General features: G+C 61.7%; 24 protein-coding genes. 15 read left to right on the forward strand and 9 right to left on the reverse strand.

Annotated features, from left to right (window positions below):
* The first annotated feature begins 43 nt into the window (after nt 1-43).
* Nucleotides 44-1,141: a lysine-2,3-aminomutase-like protein gene (locus GOB85_RS01530; protein WP_173575823.1), complete on the forward strand. Its 1,098-nt coding sequence runs from the start codon at nt 44-46 to the stop codon at nt 1,139-1,141.
* A 173-nt stretch (nt 1,142-1,314) separates the two neighbouring features.
* Here GOB85_RS01530 and GOB85_RS01535 read toward each other — a convergent pair whose 3' ends face one another.
* Nucleotides 1,315-1,701 carry a hypothetical protein gene (locus GOB85_RS01535; protein ID WP_173575824.1) on the reverse strand — a complete coding sequence of 129 codons (387 nt, stop codon included), beginning with the start codon at nt 1,699-1,701 and terminating at the stop codon, nt 1,315-1,317.
* A 205-nt stretch (nt 1,702-1,906) separates the two neighbouring features.
* Here GOB85_RS01535 and GOB85_RS01540 point away from each other — a divergent pair, with 205 nt between their 5' ends.
* From GOB85_RS01540 to GOB85_RS01550, 3 genes are all read left to right on the forward strand, one after another.
* Nucleotides 1,907-2,524 carry a DsbA family protein gene (locus GOB85_RS01540; RefSeq protein WP_173575825.1) on the forward strand — a complete coding sequence of 206 codons (618 nt, stop codon included), beginning with the start codon at nt 1,907-1,909 and terminating at the stop codon, nt 2,522-2,524.
* Between the two features lie 124 nt (nt 2,525-2,648).
* Nucleotides 2,649-7,202 (forward strand): AAA family ATPase, encoded by a 4,554-nt coding sequence (locus GOB85_RS01545; protein ID WP_173575826.1) that lies wholly within the window; start codon nt 2,649-2,651, stop codon nt 7,200-7,202.
* The gene (locus tag GOB85_RS01550; protein WP_173575827.1) at nt 7,195-8,040 is read left to right on the forward strand and encodes a PI-PLC domain-containing protein; all 846 of its coding nucleotides are present in this window, start codon (nt 7,195-7,197) and stop codon (nt 8,038-8,040) included. The genes GOB85_RS01545 and GOB85_RS01550 overlap by 8 nt, the downstream gene beginning before the upstream one ends.
* Nucleotides 8,041-8,346: 306 nt before the next feature.
* Here GOB85_RS01550 and GOB85_RS01555 read toward each other — a convergent pair whose 3' ends face one another.
* From GOB85_RS01555 to GOB85_RS01565, 3 genes are all read right to left on the reverse strand, one after another.
* Nucleotides 8,347-9,504, reverse strand: a complete 1,158-nt coding sequence (locus GOB85_RS01555) for a glycerate kinase (protein ID WP_173575828.1) — start codon at nt 9,502-9,504, stop codon at nt 8,347-8,349.
* Nucleotides 9,505-9,550: 46 nt separating this feature from the next.
* Nucleotides 9,551-10,903, reverse strand: coding sequence for an MFS transporter (locus GOB85_RS01560; protein WP_173575829.1), 1,353 nt, complete (start codon nt 10,901-10,903; stop codon nt 9,551-9,553).
* 220 nt (nt 10,904-11,123) lie between these two features.
* Nucleotides 11,124-12,641, reverse strand: coding sequence for a succinate CoA transferase (locus GOB85_RS01565; RefSeq protein WP_173575830.1), 1,518 nt, complete (start codon nt 12,639-12,641; stop codon nt 11,124-11,126).
* A 372-nt stretch (nt 12,642-13,013) separates the two neighbouring features.
* Between GOB85_RS01565 and GOB85_RS01570 the strand changes: the two genes are divergently transcribed.
* From GOB85_RS01570 to gltA, 4 genes are all read left to right on the forward strand, one after another.
* A complete protein-coding gene (locus GOB85_RS01570) occupies nt 13,014-13,790 on the forward strand; it encodes a metallophosphoesterase (RefSeq protein ID WP_173575831.1) in 777 nt (258 codons plus the stop codon).
* Nucleotides 13,791-13,956: 166 nt separating this feature from the next.
* A complete protein-coding gene (locus GOB85_RS01575; protein ID WP_408737012.1) occupies nt 13,957-14,304 on the forward strand; it encodes a chorismate mutase in 348 nt (115 codons plus the stop codon).
* Nucleotides 14,301-14,849: a histidine phosphatase family protein gene (locus GOB85_RS01580; protein ID WP_173575833.1), complete on the forward strand. Its 549-nt coding sequence runs from the start codon at nt 14,301-14,303 to the stop codon at nt 14,847-14,849. Before GOB85_RS01575 ends, GOB85_RS01580 begins: the two co-directional genes overlap by 4 nt.
* Before the next feature lie 149 nt (nt 14,850-14,998).
* A complete protein-coding gene (gene gltA / locus GOB85_RS01585; protein ID WP_173575834.1) occupies nt 14,999-16,312 on the forward strand; it encodes a citrate synthase in 1,314 nt (437 codons plus the stop codon).
* Nucleotides 16,313-16,862: 550 nt separating this feature from the next.
* Here gltA and GOB85_RS01590 read toward each other — a convergent pair.
* A complete protein-coding gene (locus tag GOB85_RS01590; protein WP_173575835.1) occupies nt 16,863-17,099 on the reverse strand; it encodes a hypothetical protein in 237 nt (78 codons plus the stop codon).
* A gap of 153 nt (nt 17,100-17,252) precedes the next feature.
* Nucleotides 17,253-18,170 (reverse strand): ELM1/GtrOC1 family putative glycosyltransferase, encoded by a 918-nt coding sequence (locus GOB85_RS01595; protein ID WP_173575836.1) that lies wholly within the window; start codon nt 18,168-18,170, stop codon nt 17,253-17,255.
* Between GOB85_RS01595 and GOB85_RS01600 the strand changes: the two genes are divergently transcribed.
* Genes GOB85_RS01600 through GOB85_RS01610 form a run of 3 tightly spaced genes read left to right on the forward strand, consistent with a single transcriptional unit; the run spans nt 18,169 to nt 19,954 of the window.
* Entirely contained in the window at nt 18,169-18,342 is a 174-nt protein-coding gene (locus tag GOB85_RS01600) for a hypothetical protein (RefSeq protein ID WP_173575837.1), read from the forward strand. The genes GOB85_RS01595 and GOB85_RS01600 overlap by 2 nt on opposite strands.
* Nucleotides 18,330-19,085 (forward strand): orotate phosphoribosyltransferase, encoded by a 756-nt coding sequence (locus GOB85_RS01605; RefSeq protein WP_173575838.1) that lies wholly within the window; start codon nt 18,330-18,332, stop codon nt 19,083-19,085. Before GOB85_RS01600 ends, GOB85_RS01605 begins: the two co-directional genes overlap by 13 nt.
* 8 nt (nt 19,086-19,093) lie before the next feature.
* Nucleotides 19,094-19,954 carry a glutamate racemase gene (locus GOB85_RS01610; protein ID WP_338421608.1) on the forward strand — a complete coding sequence of 287 codons (861 nt, stop codon included), beginning with the start codon at nt 19,094-19,096 and terminating at the stop codon, nt 19,952-19,954.
* 151 nt (nt 19,955-20,105) lie between these two features.
* On the opposite strand, the gene GOB85_RS01615 is transcribed toward GOB85_RS01610, so the two are convergent.
* A complete protein-coding gene (locus GOB85_RS01615) occupies nt 20,106-21,251 on the reverse strand; it encodes a polyprenyl synthetase family protein (RefSeq protein WP_408737005.1) in 1,146 nt (381 codons plus the stop codon).
* 56 nt (nt 21,252-21,307) lie between these two features.
* On the opposite strand from GOB85_RS01615, the gene GOB85_RS01620 reads away from it, so the two are divergent.
* The 4 genes from GOB85_RS01620 (at nt 21,308) to GOB85_RS01635 (ending at nt 24,051) form a co-directional block, all read left to right on the forward strand.
* Complete coding sequence (locus GOB85_RS01620; protein ID WP_173575840.1) at nt 21,308-22,189, forward strand: tRNA1(Val) (adenine(37)-N6)-methyltransferase; 882 nt, start codon at nt 21,308-21,310, stop codon at nt 22,187-22,189.
* Nucleotides 22,190-22,388: 199 nt separating this feature from the next.
* A complete protein-coding gene (locus tag GOB85_RS01625; RefSeq protein WP_173575841.1) occupies nt 22,389-22,940 on the forward strand; it encodes a Dps family protein in 552 nt (183 codons plus the stop codon).
* A 193-nt stretch (nt 22,941-23,133) separates the two neighbouring features.
* On the forward strand, nt 23,134-23,631 hold the full coding sequence (locus GOB85_RS01630) for a TspO/MBR family protein (RefSeq protein WP_173575842.1): 498 nt from the start codon (nt 23,134-23,136) through the stop codon (nt 23,629-23,631).
* 87 nt (nt 23,632-23,718) lie between these two features.
* Nucleotides 23,719-24,051, forward strand: coding sequence for a hypothetical protein (locus GOB85_RS01635; protein ID WP_173575843.1), 333 nt, complete (start codon nt 23,719-23,721; stop codon nt 24,049-24,051).
* 97 nt (nt 24,052-24,148) lie between these two features.
* Here the strand turns inward: GOB85_RS01635 and GOB85_RS01640 are convergent, their stop codons facing one another.
* A complete protein-coding gene (locus GOB85_RS01640; RefSeq protein WP_173575844.1) occupies nt 24,149-24,634 on the reverse strand; it encodes a tetratricopeptide repeat protein in 486 nt (161 codons plus the stop codon).
* 223 nt (nt 24,635-24,857) lie between these two features.
* On the reverse strand, nt 24,858-24,983 hold the full coding sequence (gene ykgO / locus GOB85_RS01645) for a type B 50S ribosomal protein L36 (protein ID WP_025886195.1): 126 nt from the start codon (nt 24,981-24,983) through the stop codon (nt 24,858-24,860).
* Between the last annotated feature and the right edge of the window lie 40 nt (nt 24,984-25,023).

Genomic DNA, 25,023 nt, shown 5'->3' on the forward strand with positions numbered 1-25,023 from the left:
ATGCTGTTTGCTCCGGACCCGGTCACGACACTAAAAGCGCCGCATGACCTCTCCTGTTTCATCTGCTCACTCTGCTGACCAGGTTCCGGCAACGACATCCGCCGGCGCTTCCGGCAAGGGTGGGAGCACGCTTCGTTCGCCGCGGCAACTGGCTGATGCCGGACTTATTCCTGAAACGATGCTCCGGGATGTCGGGAAAGTTGCGGCGCGTTACGCGACGGCGATCCCGCCTGCGTTTCTGTCTCTGATTGAGACGCCGGACGATCCGGTCGGGTTACAGGTTATTCCGCATCCGGATGAGCTGATCCTGGCGCCTTCTGAGCGGGACGATCCGATTGGCGACGATGCGTTGTCTCCGGTGCCGGGGATTGTCCACCGTTATGCGGACCGGGCGCTGCTCAAGCCTTTGCTGATCTGTCCGCTTTATTGCCGGTTCTGCTTTCGTCGTGAGCATGTCGGGCCGGACGGGGGGCTGCTTGATGATATGGCTCTGGGAAAGGCGCTCGACTGGCTGCGGGCTCATGAGCAGATCAGGGAAGTCATTCTGACGGGTGGTGACCCTCTGATGCTGTCGGCACGCAGGCTGGAGCATATTGTGCGTGCGCTGAGTGAGATGTCGCATGTCACGACGATCCGTATTCATTCGCGGGTGCCGCTGGCTGATCCCGGGCGGATTACGGACGCACTGATTGCGGCGATGGAGACGGATCGGGCGATGTGGCTGGTGCTGCATGCCAATCATGAGCGGGAGTTCTCGCCGGAAGGACGAGTGGCGGTTCGGCGGATGCAGAAGCGCGGCATACCGGTTCTGGGGCAGTCTGTGCTGTTGCGCGGGGTCAATGACAGTGTGTCCGCGCTGGAGGGGCTGTTCCGGGCGATGGTGGAGAACCGGGTGAAGCCTTATTATCTTCATCAGCTTGATCCGGCACCGGGGACGGCGCGGTTTCATGTTCCGGTCGAGGAGGGTCGTGCATTGTTGCGGGGGCTGCGGGGACGTGTGACCGGGCTGGCCTGGCCGACTTATGTGCTGGATATTCCGGGCGGTTACGGGAAGGTGCCTCTCGGGCCTGATTATCTGGACCCCGGGGGTGACAGCGTGACTGATCCGCAGGGGCAGTTGCACAGGGTTTCGGATCTTTAAAAGGCTGGTTCTGTTGTGATGTGGGAGCGTCTTCTCAGCGCCTTGTCCGTGATGGTGACCAGAGTCTCTCAGGCGGAGCGGAGCGGGCCGGATCTGATCCGTCAAAATGACGCGATACAAAAAGGCCGGCCCCGTTTTCAGGGCCGGCCTTTTTGTAGTTCAGGCGTATTGCGTCACATCTGTGTGGCGCTGCCACCTGTCTGAGCAGGTGTCTGGCCGGCGGGGGCTGTACCGTTCTGCGGCGAGCCCGTCAGCGTGCCTGGCTGTGTCGAATGTTCGACATCGTAGGCCGTTGCTTTTTCGGCTGTTGTTCCTTTTGCGCCGGGATGCTCCTTGTCATAGAGATCGGCCTTTACCTTAGCTTCCTTGCGGTATTTGTGACGCACATACATGCCGGTTACGCAGCCACCGAGCGCGCCCAGTACGCCGTGATGCGCGACATGGCCGCCTACGGCACCGGCGGCGCCGTATTTAATGCAGCCGCCGGGCTCCGCCCGGGCCACCGTTACTGAGCCTGCGGTCAGCATCACGGCCATAGTGGCGCAGAGCAATCTTTTCATTGGTATATCCTGTTTGTCGTGGTCCATCGGGACCGTCCACGGACATCCTGCCTCTAAAACATGGCAAAAACCAGCGTCGCCCCATATCCTGACGATCGTAATGGCCTTCGGGGCAGGGTCCGGGCTTGACGCTCGCGGTGATGTGCAGTCATGACCCTCTCCGGATTGACGACTGACGAACATTCTTCTGCCGGAGACCGTGCTTATGTCCCCTACCCGTCGCGCTCTTCTCGCCGCAGCGCTTCCTGCCGTGCTCGCGCCTGCCCTGATCCGCCGGGCGATGGCAGCGGACGACCCGCGCATGGCACCGCGCGTTCTTGGCAAAGCCACGGCGAAGGTGACGGTTGAGGAATGGTTTTCGCTCACCTGCCCGCACTGCGCCCAGTTTGCGATCAACGTTCTGCCGGAAATCAAAACAAAGCTGATCGACACGGGCCGCATCCGGTATGTGTTCTGCGATTATCCTCTGGATCGCATTTCGCTCATGGCGGCGCAGATTGCGCGCTCGCTGCCGGTTGAACGGTATGAGCCTTTTGTCATGGCGCTGCTTGCCAACCAGGATCACTGGGCCTTCGTGCAGGACGGATCGCAGGAAGAGCAGCTTCGGAAGATGGCGGCGCTTGCAGGTCTGTCGGCTGACTCTTTTGATCGGGCTGTGAACGATACGCAGCTTCAGAACGAGATTCTGAGCGAACAGGGCAAGGCCGAAACGCAGTATAAGATTACCGGCACGCCGAGCTTCCGCTTTAACAATGACGTTTATCGCGACGGCGAGCTCTCTTATGATGCTTTTGAAAAGAAAGTCGCCGCTGCCGGCGGCTGATCTTTATTCAGATCATGCTCATATTACTGGCTCGTCCCTTGCGGCCTCCGCACACGATCCGCGCTGACAGGGTGTTTTTCCGTGCGGGGGCGGTGCGCCTGCGGCGGGACGCTTCGGGCGCAGCATGAGCGCGCGTTTCATTCAGCTCCGGATCGCAGGCTTCAAGAGTTTCGCGGACCCTGTGACCGTTGATATTCTGCCGGGTCTGACGGGCATTGTCGGGCCGAATGGCTGTGGCAAATCGAATGTTGTCGAGGGGCTGCGCTGGGCGATGGGCGAGACATCCGCCCGATCGCTGCGTGGCGGCGAGATGGACGATCTGATTTTTGCCGGCACGGCCAGCCGGCCCGCGCGCAATCTCGCGGAAGTCACGCTGACGCTGGAGAATGCAAAGGGGCTTGGGCCGGGAGCGTTTGCCGAACAGGATGATCTTCAGGTCACGCGGCGGGCGGAACGGGGCGAAGGCAGTGATTATCGTCTGAACGGGCGACCGATCCGGGCGCGCGATGTGCAGACTTTGTTTGCAGATCTGGCATCGGGAGCCCAGTCTTCGGCCATGGTCAGTCAGGGCCGGGTGGCGATGCTGGTCGGGGCGCGACCGGAAGAGCGGCGGACCATCCTGGAGGAAGCGGCTGGCATCACCGGTCTTCATGCGCGGCGGCATGAGGCGGAGCTGAAGCTGCGGGCGACCGAGACGAATCTGACGCGGGCGGAAGATTTACGGACGCAGATTGAGTCCCGGCTGGCGGGGCTGACCAGTCAGTCCACGCAGGCCTCGAAATATCGCGAGTTATCGGCTGGTCTGCGCGAGGCGGAGACGTCTCTGCTCGCGCTTCTGCATGCGCGGGCACGGCACCAGGTGGAGCGGGCACAACAGGCGACGATTGCGGCCCGGAAGGCTCTGATCGCGGCTGAGGAAGCGGCGGAAACGGCAGTTCTGGCTGATTATGAGGCGGATAAGGCTCTGCCACCGCTGCGGGAGGCGGCGGAGACCGCCCGCACCGTGCTTGAGCGTCGCCGTGTTGCCGCTGAAGGAGTGGCGCGGGAGGAACAGCGGGCGGCTGAGGCGGCTGAGGCGGCGGCGGGGCGGCTTCAGCAGTGTGAAGCGGACCGGGATGCTGCGGCGTCTCGCCTTCAGGACGCCAGCGAAACGCTGGCGCGGCTCCGGGCCGATGCGAAGGATATTGCTGAGAAACAGGCGGCTTTGCCAGAGCTTCAGGCGGAGGCAGAAGCGGCGGTGCTTGCCGCTCAGGCCGCGGTGAACGAGGCAACGCAGCAGCTTGAGCAGCGCACGGCGGAAGCGACGGCGGCGAAGACGCGGGCGGAGCAGGCGCAGGCGGCTCTGGAGGCAGCGACGGGTCGGCACGATCGGCTTGTACAGGCCCGGACGGCGCTGGAGGCCGAGATGGCCGCTTTGCGGGCTGATCTGCCTGATGAAGAGACGCTGACCGCCGCTGAACGGGCTGTGCGTGAGGCGTCGGAGAGGCTTGCCGGGTGTCGCGAGGCGGAGGATGTGGCGGTGCTGCGCCGGACAGAGTCGCAACTTGCGTTGTCGATTGCCCGCAATACAGCGCAGGCCGCACGGACACGGCACGAGGAGTGTCAGGCAGCTCTCACCGCAGTCAGGACGCGTCTGGCTGCTCTGACCCGTGATTGCGAGGCGCTGTCCCGACGCCGGGATGAGGCCAGAAAAGAGCTGGTTCCGGAGGAGAGGCTTGCGGCGCTGGTGACGGCGCTGGAAGAGGCCGGGGCTGAGCATGGCAGGGCGGTCCCGGCGTTTGAGGCGGCTGAGTCCGAACGGGCGGCGGCGGCGGCGGCGCTGATTGAGGCGCGGGCACGGACGCAGGAGGACAGCACGGCTCGCGCCACGGCGGCGGAAGGGGTTCGCAAGGCGCGGGATGCGCTGGGACGGGCCGAGAGGGAAGCGGCGACGCTGAGCCGGGAGCTTGAGGAAGCGGGACGCCATGCGGTGGCGGACAGTGTTCTCGAAAACGCTCAGGCGGCGCGGGCGGTTGAGGAACAGCGTCTTGCTGCGGCGGAAGTGGCGCTGACTCGCGCAGAAGACTCACTGACGGAAAGCACGACGCTTGTCCGGGAGAAGGACGGCGCACTCGGGTCGTTGCGGGCTGAACTGACGAGGCTGCGCGCGCAGATAGATGGACTGGCGCAGGCGCTTGGCGATGAGCAGGAGAGTGACGGCAGTCCGTCGGTCTCGCCGGTCTCTGATCAGCTGCGTGTGCCGGACGGCCTGGAGATAGCGCTGGCGGCGGCGCTGGCGGATGGGCTGGACGCACCGGAAGCGGCCTCGGCTCCGGATGCGCCGCGCTCGTGGGTTGTGCTTCCGCCGGTCGCTGAGCCGGGGCTGCCAGCCGGGGCGACGGCGCTCAGCACGCTTGTCGAAGCGCCTGGGGTTCTGAGGCGGGCGCTGTCACAGGCAGGGCTTGTGGGGTCGGACGCTGCGGGAAGCGAACTGGTTTCAGTGTTGCAGCCGGGTCAGTGTCTGGTCACGCGCGATGGCGCCCTGTGGCGCTGGGACGGGTATCGCGTTGAGGCCGGGCAGCCGAATGCGGCGGCGCAGCGTCTGGCGCAGCGACGGACGTTACGGGAAAGCCAGGCGCGGCTTGACATGCTCGCGAAGGAATTGCCGGCGGCGGAGCGTGGGGCTGCTGACGCCGCGCAGGCTCTGACCGCAGCCACTGAGGCGGTGCGCGGGACGCGGGCGGAGCGAAGCGGGATTGAAGCGGCGCTGGGCAAGGCACGCACGATGGAGGCCGAGACATCGCGGCGGCATGCGGCGGCGCGGGCGCGGATGGATGGTGTGCGGCCTCAGCATGAGCGGGCGGAGCAGGCGCTCGGCGCTGCGAAACAGTCGCTTGCCGAGGCTGTGACGGTGGAGGAGGCCCTGCCGGATGCGGCGGCGCTTCGGGCGGCGCATGAGGCGGCGAAGATCCGCGAGCAGCGGGCGGGTCAGGCTGAGACCGCCACGCGCGAGGCGCGGCGGAAAGCGGAGCAGCAGCTTGAGCGGGCGCGGCGCGAGAAGCAGGAGGCGGAGACCCGGCACGGCAATGTTGAGACGAGGCTGGGCACGCTTCTTCCCGATCTCGCCCGGCTGACCGGGGAACGTGAAGCGGGTGAGCAGGCCGTGCGGGTGGCTGAAACCGCGTTACGGGAGGCATCGGATCCTGCGGCGGCGGGACAGGCGCTGACGGACGCGGAAAAGGAAGCCGCGGCGGCTGAGACGGGGGCTAAATCGGCGCGTGTCGCGCTTGAGGGTGCGGAGCGGGAGGCCACGCGGCTGGATACGGCTTTGCGGGCGATGCAGGAGAAGTCGCTGGAGCGGAAAACGCGGTTGTCGGCGCTCGCTCCGCGTCAGGCGACGTTGCAGGACGACGTCGCGGAGGCGGAATCGGCTCTTGAAATCGCCAGGACGGCGGCGTCATCCGTTGACAGGGACGCGGCGGAGGTCGGGCTGGATGCGTTACGGGAGCGGCTTGCCGGGCTGAGGGCTGACGAGCAGGCCGCGCGGGAGCGACGGGCGGCTCTGCTGGCGGAGACAGGGACTCTGGTGGCGCGGGACGCTTCGCTGCGTGCGTCGGCAGAGGAGTGGTCCGGGCGGGAAAACGTTGCCAGAGGGCAGCTTGAAGAGGCCGCGCAACGGCTGGCTGCCGTGGCGGCGGAGCATGAGACGGTCTCGGCTTTACCTGCCGAGGCGCAACGGCTGCGCGAGACCAGTGCCACGGCCCTTGAAGAGGCGGAAGCGGCGTTTCTTGCCTGCGATTCTGCCCGGGAGACGGCGGAAACGCGGCAGAAGGAGGCGCAGGAAGCGCGACGGCAGACGGGGAGTGATCTGGCGACGGCGCGTGAAACCTTGCTGCGGAGCGAGGGGAAGAGCGAGCAGGCCAGGGCCATTCTGGATCAGCTTCTGGCTGAGACGCCGGAGCCGCCGCTGGTGCCGGTCGGTGATCTCACGGAAGCTGCCGAGACGGGTCTGCGGCGGAAGATCGGGCGGCTGGCGCGGGAGCGGGATGAACTCGGTCCGGTTAACCTCCGGGCCGACATCGAGGCGCAGGAAGCGGAGCAGCAGATCGAGACGATCCGCCGGGAGCATGGGGAGCTTGAGACGGCGATTGCACGCCTTCGGGGGTCCATCGGGGCGCTCAACAAGGAGGGCCGGGAGCGGCTGATGGCGGTCTTCACACAGGTCGATCATCACTTCCAGTCGCTTTTTTCGCGCATGTTTGGTGGTGGAAAAGCTCATCTGGGGCTTGTCGGCAGTGATGATCCGTTGCAGGCTGGTCTTGAGATCTACGCACAACCGCCAGGCAAGAAGCTGGCGACATTGTCGCTTTTGTCCGGCGGCGAGCAGGCTCTTACGGCTCTTTCGTTGATTTTTGCGGTTTTCCGCTGTAATCCCGCGCCGATCTGCGTCCTTGACGAGGTCGACGCTCCCCTCGATGACGCCAATGTCGGTCGTTTCTGTTCCCTTCTCGGGGACATGGCCGGAGAAGCAGGAACACGTTTTCTCGTTGTGACCCATCATCAGCTTACAATGGCGCATATGGACCGTCTTTTTGGCGTGACCATGCAGGAACGGGGCGTGAGCCGCGTTCTCTCTGTCGACCTCGAGCGGGCCTCTGCGATGGCCGGCGAACGGAAGAAGGAGGAGGCTCATGCCTGAGTCAGCATCTGCCACCCGCCCTGAAACTGGTCCGGCTGACACCGGGCGGCAATCGGGAGACGCTATTCTGACCCGGAAATGCCGGCGAAACGCATTCATTGGCGTTGCGATCATGACGCTGACCGGCGGTATTTTCGTGTGGCGTCAGGCGCAGTCCGATGCGTTGCTGACACGGATCCATCACGGGCTTGTTGTCTGTGCGACGGGTGCCGCCGCTGCGGCGGCTCAGCCGCTTTCGCTGACGGCAGCGGCTCAGGCGGCGACCGGGACGGCCAGCGTCACGCCTCCGGCGAACGGCCCGGATCCTGTCGTCGCCAGTGCACCGTCGATGGTGCAGCTCGATGTCATGCAGGACCCGGATGGTCAGCTTCTGGTGAGGGAAGGGTCTCGTCCGCTCAGCGATGCCCTGATGGCATCGCGCCACAATCGTGAGCTTGTCATGCTCTCGCTGCACGACACGGCGGCGAAGAATGTTGTGAAGGTGATCCGGGCGACGGGGATGCGGCATCGCGTCATTCTGTCTGCGGCGAATGACGCGGGCACGCGGGATGCGCTGAAAGCGGACCGTTCAATTATTGTCGCCATTCCTGTCAGTTCGACACGTGATGAATATGCGGCGAAGCGACTCGCGGGCAGCCATCCTTTCGCGGCCTGGGTGCCGTCTGACGCGTCCCCTGCCCTTTTCGCACAGGCTCATCACGACGCGAGCGCCGTGATTGCCAATAGTCCGCGCCTTCTTTCCGATCCGGCCCGTTTGCAGACATTCCTGAACCAGCCGGTGGACATTGTTGTGACGGACAATCCGTCACGCTTTGTGAAGCTTCTTGACGGCGGCTGAGACTGGCGGGGTTCTGTCCTTGGAACCAGGCAGAGGCTCGCCTTTGCAAACCGTTTATTGTCAGCAAGCCGGGGTGCCAGGTCGGGTCCGAAGGCTCTGTGTCATCAGGTGCTGGCACCTTCTCAGGGCTTTGCCCTGGAACCCACCAAAGGTCACAAACCTTTGGAAACCATTTTATTATGAATCAATCGGGGTGCAGGGGCCTGCGGTCCCTGCCGGGTCCGGGCAGAGCCCGGGCTTCTTCCAGCCCTTTGAAAAATCAAAGATCAACACGTAATGCTAACAGGCTGGAAACCGGTTTATTTGTCAGCCGGGCAGACGGTCGGCCATTTTACCGCCAAGGCTTATCGCCATTGCGACGTTGCGGGCGGTTCTTCGCACGCTTTCACGGGATTCGGTCAGAGCCTCCGACAGGGTGCAGGGCCGCTGGACAGTGCCGAAGACGGCATCGATTCCGGCTGCGTGGACTTTATCGACGCCGGCGCCCAGTGAACCGGCGATGGCGATGACCGGTTTCCCCAAACGTCTGGCGACACGGGCGACACCCACGGGTGTTTTTCCGCGAACGGTCTGACCGTCGATCCGTCCTTCCCCGGTGATGACAAGATCCGCATCGGTGAGAACGGATTCGAGGGCGAGGGCCTCCATGACGATGTCCACGCCCGGGCGGAGTTTTGCATCCGTAAACGCCAGGAGTGCGGCGCCCAGGCCGCCTGCGGCTCCGGCTCCGGGTATCGTTGCGATATCGCGTCCGAGATCGGCTGTGATCTGCGCGGCGTATCGTGACAGAGCCAGATCGAGTGTCCGCACGTGTTCCGGGGTAGCGCCTTTCTGCGGACCGAAAACGGAGGATGCACCTTCTGGGCCGAGAAGCGGATTATCCACGTCGCAGGCGACTTCCAGTGTGATTCCGGCAAGGCGCGAATCGAGACCGGCCATCTCGATTGCTGCGATCCGGGCCAGGGCAGCGCCGCCGGGTTTGAGTTCGAGACCATCCCCGTCTTTCAGCGAGATGCCGAGAGCCTGAGCGAATCCGGCGCCGCCGTCATTGGTGGCGCTGCCACCAAGGCCGATGATGATGTGGTTGCAGCCTTCATCCATCGCGGCCAGGAGCAGTTCACCGACGCCGCGTGTGGTGGCGCCGAGAGGATCACGCTGCTCTTCCGGGACCAGTTCGAGGCCGGAGGACGCAGCCATTTCGATGATGGCCGTCTTTCCGTCTCCGGTGATGCCGAAGAATGCCTCGACGGGTGTGCTCAGAGGACCGGTGACGATATGACGCACCAGGCGTCCGCCGGTTCCGGACACGATGGCTTCGGATGTGCCTTCGCCACCGTCGGCTGCTGGCAGTTTTACGAAGTCCGCATCCGGGAAGATATCACGGAATCCGGCTTCGATCTCGCCTGCGACCTCCAGGGCGGAGAGGCTTTCCTTGAACGAGTCACAGACGATCGCGACTTTCATGGGTTTTCTCCGGTTTGACCGTGCTCATCGCCGGTCGGCTGACGGGTCATGTCGGGACTTCTGCTCTGGGGCTGCAGAGAACGATGCTCGTTCCGCCGAGCATGACAACGGCCAGGAGGATCAGGGCGTAATCGGTGCTACCTGTCGCCTGACGGATCCAGCCGACGATCCAGGGGCTGGCGAAACCGGCGATCTGTCCCATCGAGTTGATCAGCGCGAGCCCGCCTGCCGCCGCTTCGGCGCCGAGGAATGAGGAGGCCAGCGGCCAGAACATGGCCAGTCCGGTGAGGGCGCCGGATGCGCCGAGTGAGAGTCCGAACAGGGCGAGAGAGGGCTGCGCGCCGACAAGGCCGGTCAGGCTGCTTATGAACAGGCCTGTGGCTGCGAGCAGCATTGGTCCGCCGAGATGCAAGCGGCGCTCTCTGCTGCGATCGGCTGAGCGTCCGACTGCCAGCATGACGATGATTGCGATGAGATAGGGGATGGCGCTCAGCCAGCCGATGGCGAGCATACCGGAACCGAAGCTGGCCTGGATGATGGTCGGGAGCCAGAAATTGATCGCGTAGACGCCGCTCTGCACGCAGAAATAGACGAGTCCCATCGCCCATATCCATGGGCTGCGCAGGGCCTGGGACAGCGTGCCGGCTCCGGTGGTGGTCGGGGTTTTCCGGTCAGCGGCAAGCGCCACCTGCATTGCGTCGCGTTCCGGTTTTTCCAGCCAGGCGGCGCTGGCGACATCCTCACTGAGCAGGAATATGACGGCGCAACCGAGGAGGACTGTTGGAACTCCCTGAAGCAGAAAGAGCCACTGCCAGGCGGCGAGGCCGCTGACCGTATGCCCTCCGGCATTTGAGAAAGACGACAATATCCATCCGGAAAGCGGGCCGCCGATGACGCCGGAGAGCGGGATGGCCGCCATGAAAAGGGCCATGACGCGCCCGCGGTGCTGCGAGGGGAACCAGCGGGTCAGGTAGAGCACGAGGCCAGGAAAGAAGCCGGCTTCGGCGGCGCCGGTGAGAAAGCGTATAGCGTAGAATGAGGTGGCGCCATGCACGAAGGCGAGACTGGCTGACAGTGCGCCCCAGATCACCATGATGAGCGCGATCCAGCGACGGGCGCCGAATTTTTCGAGCATCAGGTTGCTGGGGACGCCGCAGGCGACATAGCCGAGGAAGAAGATTCCGGCTGCGAATCCGTATTGCCGGTCATCGAGACCCAGTGCGTCGAGCATCTGGAGTTTCGCGAAGCCGACATTCACCCGGTCGAGATAATTGAAGAGGTAGCAGACGAAGATGAAAGGCACGATGCGGAAGGCGGCCCGTCGGAAAAGTTCGTCGGGGCTGGTATCCGGGCCATCATCCCGAACGACGGCAGCCATAGCGCTGTCGGTTTCTGACATGGTTGTTGTCCAGCTCTTATTTTATGCTGAACTCTCTCATCCCGGCGACGGGACGGCAACCATGTAAATGATTACTATGCGTTATGTGAATGAGCGGGGGAACGCGCTGAATTTTGCGAAGTTCTGGCGCCTGTCACGGACGGTCAGGCGTAATTCGCGATGGGACCGGCGCTCATCCGGGAGAAGGTGGTCCGGTTGAGCGCCGATATCATCAGAGGTCTCAGCCCGGCAGCATCGTGCCGGTTTCGACGAAGCGCTCGTGCCAGGAGAGGGCTTCCTTCAGCAGATGCGGCGTGTGCCTGCCCCAGGAATCCCGCTTTGCACGAGTGAGATAGTCTTCAAGCATTGGCTTGTAAGTCGCATGAGCGCAGTTTTTGATGACCTGTTCGGCGCGCTGCACCGGTCCGAGACCGCGCATATCGGCGAGACCGCATTCGGTGACGATGATCTGACTGTCCTGCATGATGTGATCGACATGCGCGGCCATCGGGACGATGGCTGAGATCTTTCCATCTTTTGCTGTCGAGGTGGACAGGAAGATCGACAGGTAGGAGTTGCGGGCGAAGTCACCGGAGCCACCGATTCCGTTCATCATTTTCGTGCCCATAACGCGGGTCGAGTTCACGTTGCCGTAGATGTCGGCTTCAAGCATGCCGTTCATGGCGATACAGCCAAGGCGGCGGATGACTTCGGCGTTGTTGCTGATGTCCTGCTGGCGGAGGATGATCTTCTCACGGAAGAACGACATGCGCCGGTTGATTTCCTCGACGGCATCCGGGCTGAGGGAGAACGAGGTCGCGGAAGCGATTTTCATGCGTCCGGAATCGAGCATTTTCAGCATGCCGTCCTGGATGACTTCCGAATAACCCATGAGGTTTTCGAACGGGCCTTCGTTCAGGCCTTCGAGCACGGCGTTGGCGACGTTGCCGACGCCGGACTGGAGCGGCAGGAGATTAGGCGGCAGGCGGCCCTTTTTCACTTCGTGTTCGAGGAACTCGAGCAGGTGGCCGGCGATGGCTTTCGCGTGGGCGTCGGGAGCTGCGAAGGGGGCGTTGCGATCCGGGTCATCGGTGCGGATGATGGCGGCGATCTTGCCGGGATCGACACGCAGGAAGGTCTCGCCGATACGCTCGTCTGCCGTGCGGAGGGGGATGATGTCCCGTCCGGGCGTTCCGCTGACATTGCCGCGCCAGACGTCGTGCATGCCTTCGAGGCCGGCGGGCTGCCACTCGTTGACTTCGATGATCACGCGCTTTGCGAGATCCATGAAGGTCTGTGAGTTGCCGACGGACGAGCTCGGCACGATGCCGCCGTCTTCGGTGATGGCGGTGGCCTCGACGATGGCGAAATCGAACTCGCCATAATTGCCCTGCACGGAGCGGGGGGCGACCTGGCCGAGATGCGTATCGAAATATTCGGTTTCGCCCGAATTGATATTGTTGCGCATCGCGCCGTCTGTGTTGAACGGCGAGCGGAATGACACGCCGTGCACTTTGGCAAGCGCGCCATCCATCTGCGGGCCGGTTGAGGCACCGGTCACGAGGCGGACTTTAAAGTCCTCGCCTTTTTCGTGGGCTGCGCCGATTCGCTCGGCGAGCGCCATCGGGACGGCCTTTGGGTAGCCCGCGCCGGTGAAGCCACTGGTTCCGAGCGTTGCTCCGTTTCCGATAAGCTCGGCGGCAGCGGCGGCTGGCATTTCCCTGGCACGCAACGCCTGGTTGCGGATGCGATCAGTCATGAAAAACGGTCCTGTCCAACATCGTGTTTCCCGTCGCCATCTGGCCCGCAGCCGGGTCAGTGCCCTGCCTGCGTGTGCCACGGCGTGATCCGGCGGAGCCCCGGTGACATGACCCGTTTTCAGAATCGTGTCACCGTGCCGTGCGGCCGTCGCGATCTTTAGTCCGCCCATCTACGCGCAATTTATGGCGGGAGGCGCGTCACATGGTTGTGCACAAAGGCAAATGACGCGTGCTTCTGATCGAAATCCCGTGAGCAGGGGGGCACCACAGACAGATATCCCGCGCTATAGTGAAAAAAAGCAGCGCCGCATGCCCTCGCTCCCGCGTGACGACTGCCCATATAATATAAGTGAAGACGTGGTGGGCCCGCTATGTACGACGAGACAGACTTTCGACGCAGAGTTGCCGGTCGCCGCATTCGTGTTGTGGGCGATGTGCATGGTGACCTTGAAGCGTTCAGGCATGCGGCCGCGACGGATCGTTTTATTGTGCAGCTTGGGGATCTGGTCGATTACGGGCCGGACAGTGCCGGTGCTCTGCGGCTGATGGCGTCGATTATTGATGACGACCGGGGTTTGTTCCTGCTGGGGAATCATGACCGTAAGCTTGGGCGGGCTTTGCTGGGACGCAAGCTGCGCCGGGATGCGCCGCTGGAAGCCACGATTGAGCAACTGATCGAACCGGAAAATTCTGACGTTCTGGAACGGGCTCTTTCTTTGTTTCAGGCGGCGCCGACATGGCTGAAGCTTGGCAGGCGAATTTTTGTTCACGCGGCTTTTCATACGGGCATGCTGGCCGAACCCTGCCATCCTGGCCTTGAGAGTGTCTCGCATCTTTTATCACGCGCCCTGTTTGGCGAGGTTACTGGCGGGACGCAGGCGGACGGGTATCCGGAGCGTCGGCTCAACTGGGTGGATCATATTCCCGCCGGGCATACGGTCTATTGCGGTCACGACCGGCGCTCCACGGACGGGCGTCCGTGGGTCAAACAGGGGCGTTCGGGCGGGACGGCGGTTTTTGTGGATACGGGTGCCGGCAAGGGCGGGCATCTCGCCTGGATTGATCTGCCGGACGAAATTGCTGATGTGCCCGATTATCCGGCTCAGCCCTTATCTGACTGGCCGACTCAGTCCCCTGCCCTCTTCTGAGCCGATTCTTCTGTTGCCGCCCTGTCATGGCCTGCGGTGAAGACTGTTTTGACACGCTCATTCACGGCGTGGTGAATGAGAGCTCGCTGTTTTCATGGGGGCTTGCGGGCGCCCGGTGACGGACAGACCGGAACACAGGACAGGATGGAGTGGCGTGGCGGCAGATTTGCATGAAGGCGCGCAGGCAGTTTCCGTTGACGGTGCCGATCCCGTCGCGGAGCTGGCTGCGCTGCGACAGAGCATCGACAACATTGACATGGCGCTGGTTGCGATGCTGGCGGAACGGTTTCGCTGCACCCAGGCGGTCGGGGAACTGAAGGCGCGGTATAAAATGCCACCGGCTGATCTTCAGCGGGAAGCACGGCAGATTGCCCGGCTGCGTGAGCTGGCGAAGAATGCGCATCTCGATCCTGATTTCGCCGAGAAATTTCTGAATTTCATTATTCGCGAAGTGATTCGTCATCATGAGGCGATTGCCCGGGACGACGACACTGCGGCGGTCGCGCGACAGTGAAACCTGTTGCTCACAGGCTTCTTCTTTTACGGCATGCGGAAGCCGTGCCGGCTCCGGCCGGCGATCTGAGTGCTGCGGCGGACCTTGCCCGCCCTCTGACGGAAGAAGGGCATCGGCTGGCGCGACATCGGGGTGAGATGATGCGGCGGGCCGGGATCGTTCCGGATCTGGTGCTGTGCAGCCCGGCTCTGAGGACGCGCCAGACTTATGCCGGGCTGCTTCCGTTCGGGCAGAACAGCCGGTCGGACATTCGGCCGGAAATCAGGATTGAGCCGACACTTTATCTTGCGGCCCCCGATGAGTTGCTGGCGAGGCTGCGTGTGACGCCTGACGCGGTGCACACAGTTTTACTGGTGGGCCACAATCCGGGGCTCCCTGCCCTCGCCCGCTATCTGAATGGTGTGGAGACAGCGCTCGAATCGGACTTTGGGCTGGGAACGCTCGCTTCGTTTCGTGTGGAGGTTGAGAAGCAGGAATCGATTGCTCTGGCGTGGAAGGGGCTTGGACCCAGGACAGCCTGGCTTGAGTCGTTCTCGCAAAATTGAGCCGAAAATCTCCCCTATCGGGCCGGCTCTCAACAAGGTGACGGGTTTGGAGCCCTTCCACGGCTTTCGGATTAGCGCCCGATCAGAGACAAACGTCGGTGACGCCACCGTCGCAGGACAGGTGGTCAGATTGTTGCAGGAGTAACGCCATGAGCGGGTCGCAGACAGCAGTGACGGGTAAATCCGCCAGCATAAAACTTGGGGACGATACGGCTGAACTGCCGGTTCTGAGGGGCACTCTTGGCCCTGACGTTGTGGATATTCGTCGCATAACAGCCGATCTGGGCATTTTCACGTTCGATCCGGGCTATGGCGAGACCGCATCGTGCGTGAGCAAAGTCACGTTCATTGATGGTGATAAAGGCGTTCTGCTGCATCGGGGTTATCCGATTGATCAGCTGGCGGAGCAGGCCTCCTATCCGGAAGTCATCTATCTGCTGCTTAACGGTGAACTGCCGAATAAGTCGCAGTATGCAACATTCGTTGACACTCTGACGAATCATACGCTGCTGCATGAGCAGATCCGGAATTTCTTTAACGGATATCGCCGTGACGCTCATCCGATGGCGATTCTGTGCGGCACGGTCGGGGCACTTTCCGCTTTCTATCCGGATGCCAACGACATCTCCCGTCAGGAAAGCCGCGATCTTTCTGCGATGCGCCTGATTGCGAAGATTCCGACGATTGCTGCCTGGGCGTATAAATATACTATTGGCGAGCCATTCGTTTATCCGCGCAATGATCTGAACTACGCCGAGAATTTTCTCTCGATGATGTTCGCGCGTCCTTCTGAGCCGTACAAGGTCAATCCGGTTCTGGCGCGTGCCATGAATCGCATTCTGATTTTGCATGCGGATCATGAGCAGAATGCTTCGACCTCGACAGTTCGCATGGCCGGTTCGACGGGAGCCAATCCGTTTGCCTGTATCGCGGCTGGTATTGCGGCTCTGTGGGGACCTGCGCATGGCGGTGCCAATGAAGCGGTGCTGAAGATGCTGGCTTCGATTGGCTCGGTTGAGAACATTCCGGACTTCATTGCCAAGGTGAAGGACAAGAACAGCGGCGTGAAGCTGATGGGCTTCGGGCACCGGGTTTATAAGAACTTCGATCCGCGCGCGAAGATCATGCAGGCCACCTGTCATGAAGTGCTGACCGAACTTGGGATCAAGGACGATCCTCTGCTTGATCTCGCTGTTGAGCTTGAGAAGATTGCGCTGAGTGACGATTATTTCGTAAAGCGCAAGCTCTACCCGAATGTGGATTTCTATTCGGGCATCATTCTCAAGGCGATGGGCATTCCGACCAGCATGTTCACGGTGCTGTTCGCGGTTGCGCGGACGACTGGCTGGGTCAGTCAGTGGAAGGAAATGATCGAGGAGCCTGGTCAGCGTATCAGCCGTCCGCGCCAGCTCTACATGGGTGCGGAAAAGCGGGATATGACGCCGCTCGATCGCCGACCCTGATCGGCCAGTCCTGAGATCTGACGGATCAGGCTGTTTTTCTGAAGCAGCCTGATCGCCGGTGAGTTCGGAACTGTGCCGGGACTGTTCTGCAGTGCCTGTCATTTTTCCGGAGGTTGGCTGGAGTTTATCCACTTATCCCGTCCTTTTTGTGGAGCGGGGTTTTGTGGGTTTTGAAACGATTCACTCTCATACCCAACCAGTGTTGAGGCTGGCACACGGGAGGAGACGAGTCCGCACGCGCCAGACGGCCGGAGACCTTTGCGAAAGCTCTGTTGTCATTAAGTGCTGGCACCTTCTCAGGGCTTTGCCCTGGAACCCACCAAAGGTCACAGACCTTTGGAAACCATTTTATTATTAATCAGGGGTCTGCGGCCCCTTCCGGGTTCAGGCGGAACCCGGTCTTCTTCATGACGGTCAGCTTTTATGCAGGCTGGTATCAATCAATAAAGGCCCCGGCTGAAGTCGGGGCCTTTATTGATGTGTCCGATATCCTGACTTTTCGGTCAGATCGACGACGCCAGTCGTCAGACAGGTGGTACTGCGTGGTGTTTCAGGCGCAGTCGCAGCCGGATGTCGGTCCGGCCTCTTTTTTGACGACGTGATGATCGATCCATTCCGAGACGAGCCGCCGGGCCTCGTTCACGGACGATTCCGGGTGGTGGATCCGATATAATGTCGTGCAGGCATTGAAGGCTGAGACATCATTCGTGCCGACAAGTTTCAGTTCCTGATAGGCCGTAACGACAGCCCGTTCGCAATTCCGCGCAATCTGACTGGTTTCGACCACAGCAGGTTGTCCTCACATTGATAATCATTCGCAACTTGTGTAAAGCATAGCGGCTGCCGGGCCATACGCGCAAGAGGACAGCCCTGTCTGTGGCGCTCGTCTGTAAGGTTCTGTCATCACGTCGGTGCGATCTCTCCATCGCCTCCGGGATCGCTAAAGACCGAATCTGGTTCTCAGCAACGACGCGACGCGACCGGCTTCATCAAGCGCCTCACGGGGCCAGGGCGAGAAATCGCTGTCGAAAATCCTGGCATACCCATTGGAGACCAGAGCTCGCGCCATTCGGTTGTTCTGTCCGAAGCGTCCGGGCACATGTCCGAGAAAGACAGGGAGATCGGTCGCCGCAGTTTCCGCGAGCGTGACTGCCCGACCGCCATAGACGACCACGGCATTGGCACAGCCGATAAATCCAAGCGTCGGGTTATCGTCGGGCTCACCATGTCGCCAGACGAGTTTGTAACAGGAGCCAAGCGCTTCGATGAAGACATCTGCGATGCCTTCCGGCACCCCTTCAGAGACAGACAGCAGAACCGACCCGCGATAATCCTGCACCATGAGGCCGAGACGCCGTGCCGCGGCGTCTGCTTCCGCGGGCGTGAGGCCTTCTCCCGCGTCCAGCACCACGGCGACCCTGGGCTCCGGCAGATGTTCCAGACGTTCGATCCAGAGGCGGCGCGCCCGTTTGCAGAGTTCGGCTGAAACGATCGTCAGCGGACCCAGGACGGGAATAATGTGAGTGCTGGCCCGGCTACTGCGATGCATCAGCGGGAGAATGACCGCATCGAATGGACGTCCGCCCGTCAGAGCGGTTGCCAGGCGGCCACTGCTGCAATGGACGACCGGGGCACCAAAGCGTCGTCGCAACGCGAGTCCGGCCAGCCCGGCGCCGATTCCGGATGTCAGCATCAGGCGTGGCGGGCGCCAGCCGGCTTCGGCGTTCGACAGATCGCGCATCCGGCGGAACGAACAGTCAAACCGGCTTGCCAGCGCGTGAGCGGGTCCGACCCGTCCGGGCACGGAGGACTCGATCACCCAGAGTGGCACATCGCAGGTTGTTTCCTGCACCATCATGACCGGAGAAGACCGGATTGCCCCTGAGCGGGCGGGCCATTGTCGTCGCGCGACGAAAGAGCCGGATCTGGCCGGCACGGGACGGCTGAGAATAGATTTTCTGCCCGTGTGCAGCTATGCCACGACATCGCCGGTGAACGCGCGCGAGGAGAAAGGGACATGGAACGCATGATCGGACAGGAATCAGTTCTCGGCAATGATGCATCGGTGTGGGACCGGGATGCAGCGCTCACAACCGCACGGTTGCTGCTTGAAATCAAGGCGGTGAATTTTCGCCCTGAAGAGCCTTACACGCTGACATCCGGATGGAAGTCCCCGGTTTATATTGATTGCCGGCGCATCATCTTTTTCCCCCGGGCGCGCAGGAAGATTGTCGAACTTGGTGTCGAAAAGATCGGTCGTCATGTTGGCTATGAAAGCATCGACGCTGTCGTTGGCGGTGAGACGGCGGGCATTCCTTTTGCCGCGTGGTTTGCCGACAGGATGATGACGCCGATGGCGTATGTGCGCAAAAAGCCGAAAGGTTTTGGCCGCAATGCGCAGATCGAGGGCGATGTTCCTGAAGGCATGCGGACGCTTCTTGTGGAAGATCTGACGACGGATGGCGCCTCAAAGATTGGATTTGCAAAAGCGCTGCGCGATGCCGGTGCGATCGTCGATCATACCTTTGTTGTGTTTTTCTATGGCGTTTTTCCGGGGGCGCACCGGACTCTGACCGATATGGGGATCAGTCTGCACTCCCTGTGCACCTGGTGGGACGTACTGGAAGCCTGTGCCGAACGGCCCTACTTCTCAGAAGAAGCCGCTGCCGAGGTTCGCCGGTTTCTTGAAGATCCGTGTGGCTGGTCGGCGCGGCATGGTGGCGTTGGCAGTCTTGAAGAAGCCCTCGCCCTGAAGACAGCCCGCGATTCCTGATTTCCGTGGTGTCGGGCGGTCAGCAGACGGATATCACGAGGCCACCGCGTGTTCTGGCGTTCGATTCCGGCATCGGCGGTCTTGGGATCGTCGCTGCGTTGCGGGAGGCTATGCCCGGGGCGGAGATTGATTATCTCGCGGACACGGCTGTTTATCCCTATGGCGAACAGGACGACGCGTTCCTGACGGAGCGCATCGTTTCGCTAGTGCGGGATGCGGTTGCGCGGCTTCATCCGGATGCGGTGGTGGTTGCGTGCAATACCGCCAGCACGCTGGCGCTCACGGCGTTGCGCGGCGCGTGTCCGGTGCCGGTTATTGGCTGTGTTCCACCGATCCGCTGGGCGGCACGCCTCAGCAGAACCCGCGTGATCGGGCTTCTGGCGACGAAGGCGACTGTCCGGCGACCTTATGTTGCGTCTTTGCAGGCGCAGTTTGCCCCCGACTGTACGCTGATCGCGCATGGCGCGCGTCATCTGGCTGACAGTGCCGAATCAGTTTTCAGAGGGGCGATGGCTGATCCGGCGCTGATCCGGCGGGAGCTTGCCGGTTTATTCGGGCATCCGGATGGTGGCAAAATCGATGCTGTGGCGTTGGGCTGCACGCATTACACGTTTCTGATGGACACTTTTCGGGAGGCTTCGCCTGCCGGTGTTGCCTGGCTTGATCCGGCGGAGGCTGTCGCGAAGCAGACCGCTGCCGTGCTTGGTGTGCATCCGGGAACCAGGAAAGGTGGGGCTGCGGGGTCCGGGCAGGCGTGGTTTACGGCTCAGCCGGACGAGCAATCCAGGCTGGAAACGGGGCTGCGGCGTTTCGGGTATGGCGGTTTCAGTCTCTGGCAGGTGCCATCCACGAGGGTCAGTGCGGGCTGAGCAACCGTTTCAGTCGTGTTTTTGCCGGGTCCGCGGGCGCTGTCGGCGTGTCTCTGAAGCACAGGAACAAAGCGGCCATACAGGCTGCGGGCACCGGCGACCGGAAAACCCGTGCGGAATCCCCGGCGGGGGATTTATATTTATTGCCTGTTTAACGGGCCCGATCGGCTGTGTAGCGGGCTACATCCATGAGCAGCTGTGTGAGCGGCGCCGTATGGATGGTCGTCTTCTTTAGCGTGTGCGTAACCTGCTCCAGCGCCTTGCAGGCGTCGTCAGCATAATCACGGGCACGGGCCATCGTGACATTGATGGCGTCCGTTTTGGCGATCAGCTGAAGCGCCCGTTCGAGATCGGCTTCTTTCTGCTCTTCGCTGTTTTCGATGGTCCGCAGCCAGAAGGCGCGCTCTTCCTCGTTTCCGGCATGGTAGGCCGCGAGGACGGGCAGCGTGACTTTTCCTTCAAAGAAATCGTCACCGACTGTTTTGCCAAGAACGGCCTGATCGGCTGAGTAGTCCAGCGCGTCATCGACGAGCTGGAAGGCCATACCGAGATTGGCGCCGTAGAGCCGCAATGCCTCACGCGTGTCGTCATCGACGCCGGCTACGACGGCACCGGTTTCACAGGCTGCGGCGAACAGGGCCGCGGTCTTGCCGTAAATGACCTGAAGATAGCGATCGACCGATGTGGAGAGATCGTTCTGCGTGGTCATCTGCATGACCTCGCCTTCCGCCAGGGTGGCCGATGCGGCCGACAGGATCGCCATCACGGGCAGCGAACCATCGGCGGTGAGAATCTGGAAGGCGCGTGCGAACAGGAAATCGCCGACCAGCACGGACGCTTTGTTGCCAAAAACCGCATTGGCGCTGGCGAGGCCGCGGCGAAGCTGACTGTTATCGACCACATCGTCATGCAGCAGAGTCGCGGTATGGATGAATTCGACGCAGGCGGCCACGCCGATGTGGCGCATGGCTTCGCCCTGATTTTCATAGCCGGCGAGTCGTGCCGCTGCCAGGACGAGCAGTGGTCTGAGGCGTTTTCCGCCTGCTGCCACGAGATGTGCCGCGAGCTGGGGGATCAGGGGGACATCACTTTGCATGCGGGCTATGATTTCCCGGTTGCAGGCGAGCATGTCGTCGGCAAGATAGTCCGCAAGCGCTTTCAGCGCCGCCTCACTGTTCTGAGCGCCGGAAGCGGATTCAGTCACCGCACGATCATCAGAGTCCGCGATTCCGGATCGGACTTCTGCGTCTGGACTTGCGGTGCCTTCCGTCTCCGGCAGATTGACTGCAACGCGCAAACGATTTTCTCCCGAGGCAGGATACCCTGTTAGTGCAACCATATGAGCGGCGGTCAATGGACGGTCAAGCTGCGCACCCTGCAACCCCGGCACCGGCGGTGCGTCCTGACACGACGGAAGGCACGCTTCTGGGCGGACTGGTGCGCTATCGCCAGTTCCGTTCCGGCTACCGGACGGGCCTGGAGCCTGTGCTGATGGCGGCTCTCGTCCCTGCCCGGCGGGGGGAGCGGGTTATTGAAGCGGGATGTGGCGCCGGGGCCGGGCTGCTGTGCCTCACCCGGCGTGTCTCCGGTCTTGAAGGTCTCGGGGTCGAACTGGACGGGGCGACGGTCCGTCTCGCCGAAGAAAATTTCCGGGATAATCATCACGACAATCTGACTCTCCTGAATGCTGACATTACCGACCCGTCCTTCCGGCATCGGGTGGCTGGCGCGGCGGCCTGTTACGACTGCCGGCACGGACCGCTCCCGGCTGACCGGCGATTCGATCATGCTTTCGCCAATCCGCCCTGGCATCGCGTTAACACGACGCCTTCACCGGAGATGCGCCGTGACAAGGCGAGGCGGGCGACGCGGCCGGACACCATTCTGGCCTGGATTTCCGCGCTGGCGTCTCTTTTGCGACCCAAGGGCTCTCTGACGCTGGCCCTGCCTGCTGATCTGACGGCACCGGCGCTGGCGGCGTGCGAGGCGAGTGATATCGGGAGTGCGGAAATTGTGCCGCTCTGGCCGGAGCCGGGCCGCGAGGCGCGGATTATTCTGATTCGGGGAAGGCTGCATGGACGGGCGGGATCACGCCTGCTTCCCGGGCTCGTTCTGCATCACTCCGGGGGGGGTTTTACGCGTGAAGCCGAGGCTGTTTTGCGTGACGGCCACGCTTTGTTTCCCGAGTCTTTTCGTGCCACGCATCGCAGGACGCGATCGCTCACGCTATTTTGAAGCCCTGTGGAGAACCGGTATTCTCCGGCGGATTACGGTCATGTGACAATTTCCTCATCCGGTTGACAGGCAGCCATGTTCGGCGCCTGCCTTTGCGTCGCGGTCTCTGATGACCATGTGTTTTGTCTTGCCTCACTCCGTGGTGTCATTCGGGCGCCCTCCGGACAGGAGGCCAGACCACGTTGATGGAAATGAACCAATGACGAAGTCACCTTCTCCCAAGTTAAGCGCGGCACGCTCGGCACAGATCCACCATTTTCTCGGGACACCCAGCGATCTGCCCAAAGAAGGCGTCGAAAACATTTCGGCCGCGTTGCGGGCGCTTCTGGCCGATGTCTTTGCGCTGTATCTCAAGACGAAGAATTTTCACTGGCACCTGAGCGGACGTCATTTCCGCGATTATCATCTGATGCTTGATGACCAGGGCGCCGAGCTTTTTGCCATGACTGATACGGTTGCGGAGCGGGCACGGCGCATTGGCGGCACGACGCTGCATTCGATTGGCGAGATTTCAAAGCTTCAGCGCATTAAAGACAATGATGCCGAATATGTTGATGCGAACGACATGCTGGCGGAGCTCTGCGAGGACAATAAGCAGCTCGTTTCAGAGATGAGGCAGGTGCATGGTCTGACGAGTGAGGTTGGCGACTGCGCTACGACCAGTCTGCTCGAAAACTGGATCGACGAGAGTGAAAAGCGCACATGGTTCCTGTTCGAGGCCTCGCGCAACACATTCGGCGCGAACAGCTGAGCAGGGTTCGGAGCCGGATCAGTCCCGCTCTGAATCCTGACTGATGACCAAAGGGCTTTTCATGTGGTCAGGCTGTTATCAGTCTGACCATGTTCTGCACTTCATGAACCAGGAGCCCGGTTCTTCCGTTCTCCGATGCATCCTTTTGCCTGCCTGGCCGTTCTGATCGGCACGGCGTGGAAAGGATGTATTGATGATCAGATCCCTTGCAACGGCTCTGGCAGGGCTTGGCATAGGTGCCGCGCAGATTGCCGGACGACGTTACAACCCGACCTCGGCGCATCCTGCGACACGGGAATGGTACCGGTCATTAAACAAGCCATGGTACACGCCGCCAGGACCGGTGTTCGGCATTGTCTGGAGTATTCTGGACGCTGCTCTGCTTCAGACGGGCGCGCGCATTATCAGCGCGCCCCCATCCCGGAACCGCAACCATGCGATCCTCGCGTGGATTGCGACGGTGACCGGGACCTGGCTGTTTCCCAAAGTGATGTTTGGCTGGCGGCGTCCCGATCTTGCTTTTGGCGTGACGGTTGGGACGCTGGTGGCGGGAACCGCACTGACCGCTGCGACAACTGCAACAGACAGAAAAGCTGCGACCGGGACGCTCCCGCTCTGGGGCTGGCTTGTCTTCGCCTGCGTGCTGCAGCGTGACGTGTGGCAACGGAACAGATTTCACCATGTAACGTAACGGGTCTCATCCGAAACATATTTGGGGAACATCAGCGCTCTGCGTGCGTTGAATCTGTAACGCTCTCTATTTTATCAGGAACGTATCATGCGTATTCTCAAGCTGGCCGCAATCGCCGGCATTACGGCAACTCTGGTTTCCCCGGCCTTCGCTCAGCCGACAGCTGATCCACATAGCAGTCCTGCACCGACTGCGGACAGCGCGGCAAAGCAGGTTGGTAAATCACCCAAATCTGCCACCTGGCAGGGAAAGAAAGTTCCGCCTTCCAAACGGCTCCCCAGTTCGGAACAGGTTAAGCGCGAACAGCCAGGCACCATTCCGCCAACACCAGGCGGCACCGCTACACCGGTGACAAAGCCGGACACGACCAGAACAGATATGCCGCCTATGAAGTCTCCGTCGCAGATGACGCCGGACTGATCCGGTCGCCGCCGGAAAGTTTTCTGAGACTGACATGCTGAAGGGAGCCGTTCGCAGAAATATTTTGCGGGCGGCTTCGTCTTTTCAGGCGGGCAGGTCAGGTAGGCTGGCCGAACGCTTTCAGGCGAAGTTTTTCAAGACGTTTGTCGGCACCGGGAATTTTCGGATCAAGTGTCATGGCGTGCTGCCAGGCTTTCAGGGCAGCCGGACCATCTGACCGGGCGTCTTCGACGGCGGTCAGGGTCTCCCAGTTCACCGCGTCATCCGCATCGTGCAGGGTCGCTATACCGAGGTCGCTGACGGCGCCATCGGTGTCTCCGCCAGCCAGACGTGCCTGGGCACGCATGCGCCACAACACGGCAACATCCCCCTGCAGGGCAAGCGCCGCGCCAAGATCTTCGATGGCGTCACCAGGTTTGTCCTGGCTGAGTTCACGCGTTGCGCGCCTCACCAGAAGCATCGTTGCCGGACGCAGCGGTTTTGTCCGCAACGATTCGAGTTCGGACCGCGTGTCGGCGGCTTCCGCATCACTTCGGGCTTTTGCGAGTTTCGCTACCAGCTCTTTCTCGCGCGACTGCCGCACGGTCTCAGGATGTGGCTGAGAGGTGGCGGGCGTCGGTGCGGGCGCATTATCTGTCGGTGCTGCGCTGGTTGCTGGCGCTGAGAGATGCAGAGTGACTGCGGCGACTGCCGGCAGCAGATGTTTTCTGATGGATACCGCAATTAAAAACCTGTCTGTCAGCCGCGTTATGCGGGCTGGCAGACAGGTTTTTAAAGGCGCAGATCCTGACAAGAACGATCCTGTCTCAGCCCTGACGGGCTTTCATACGAGGGTTTTTCTTGTTGATGACATAGACGCGACCGCGACGACGCACAACACGACAATCTTTGTCGCGGATTTTTGCCGATTTGAGGCTGTTTCTGATCTTCATAACCCGTCTCTTTATCCGTCAGCCAGCAGGCTGCTTGCAT

This window comes from Acetobacter fallax (genome assembly GCF_011516735.1).
Taxonomy (GTDB): Bacteria; Pseudomonadota; Alphaproteobacteria; order Acetobacterales; family Acetobacteraceae; genus Acetobacter; species Acetobacter fallax.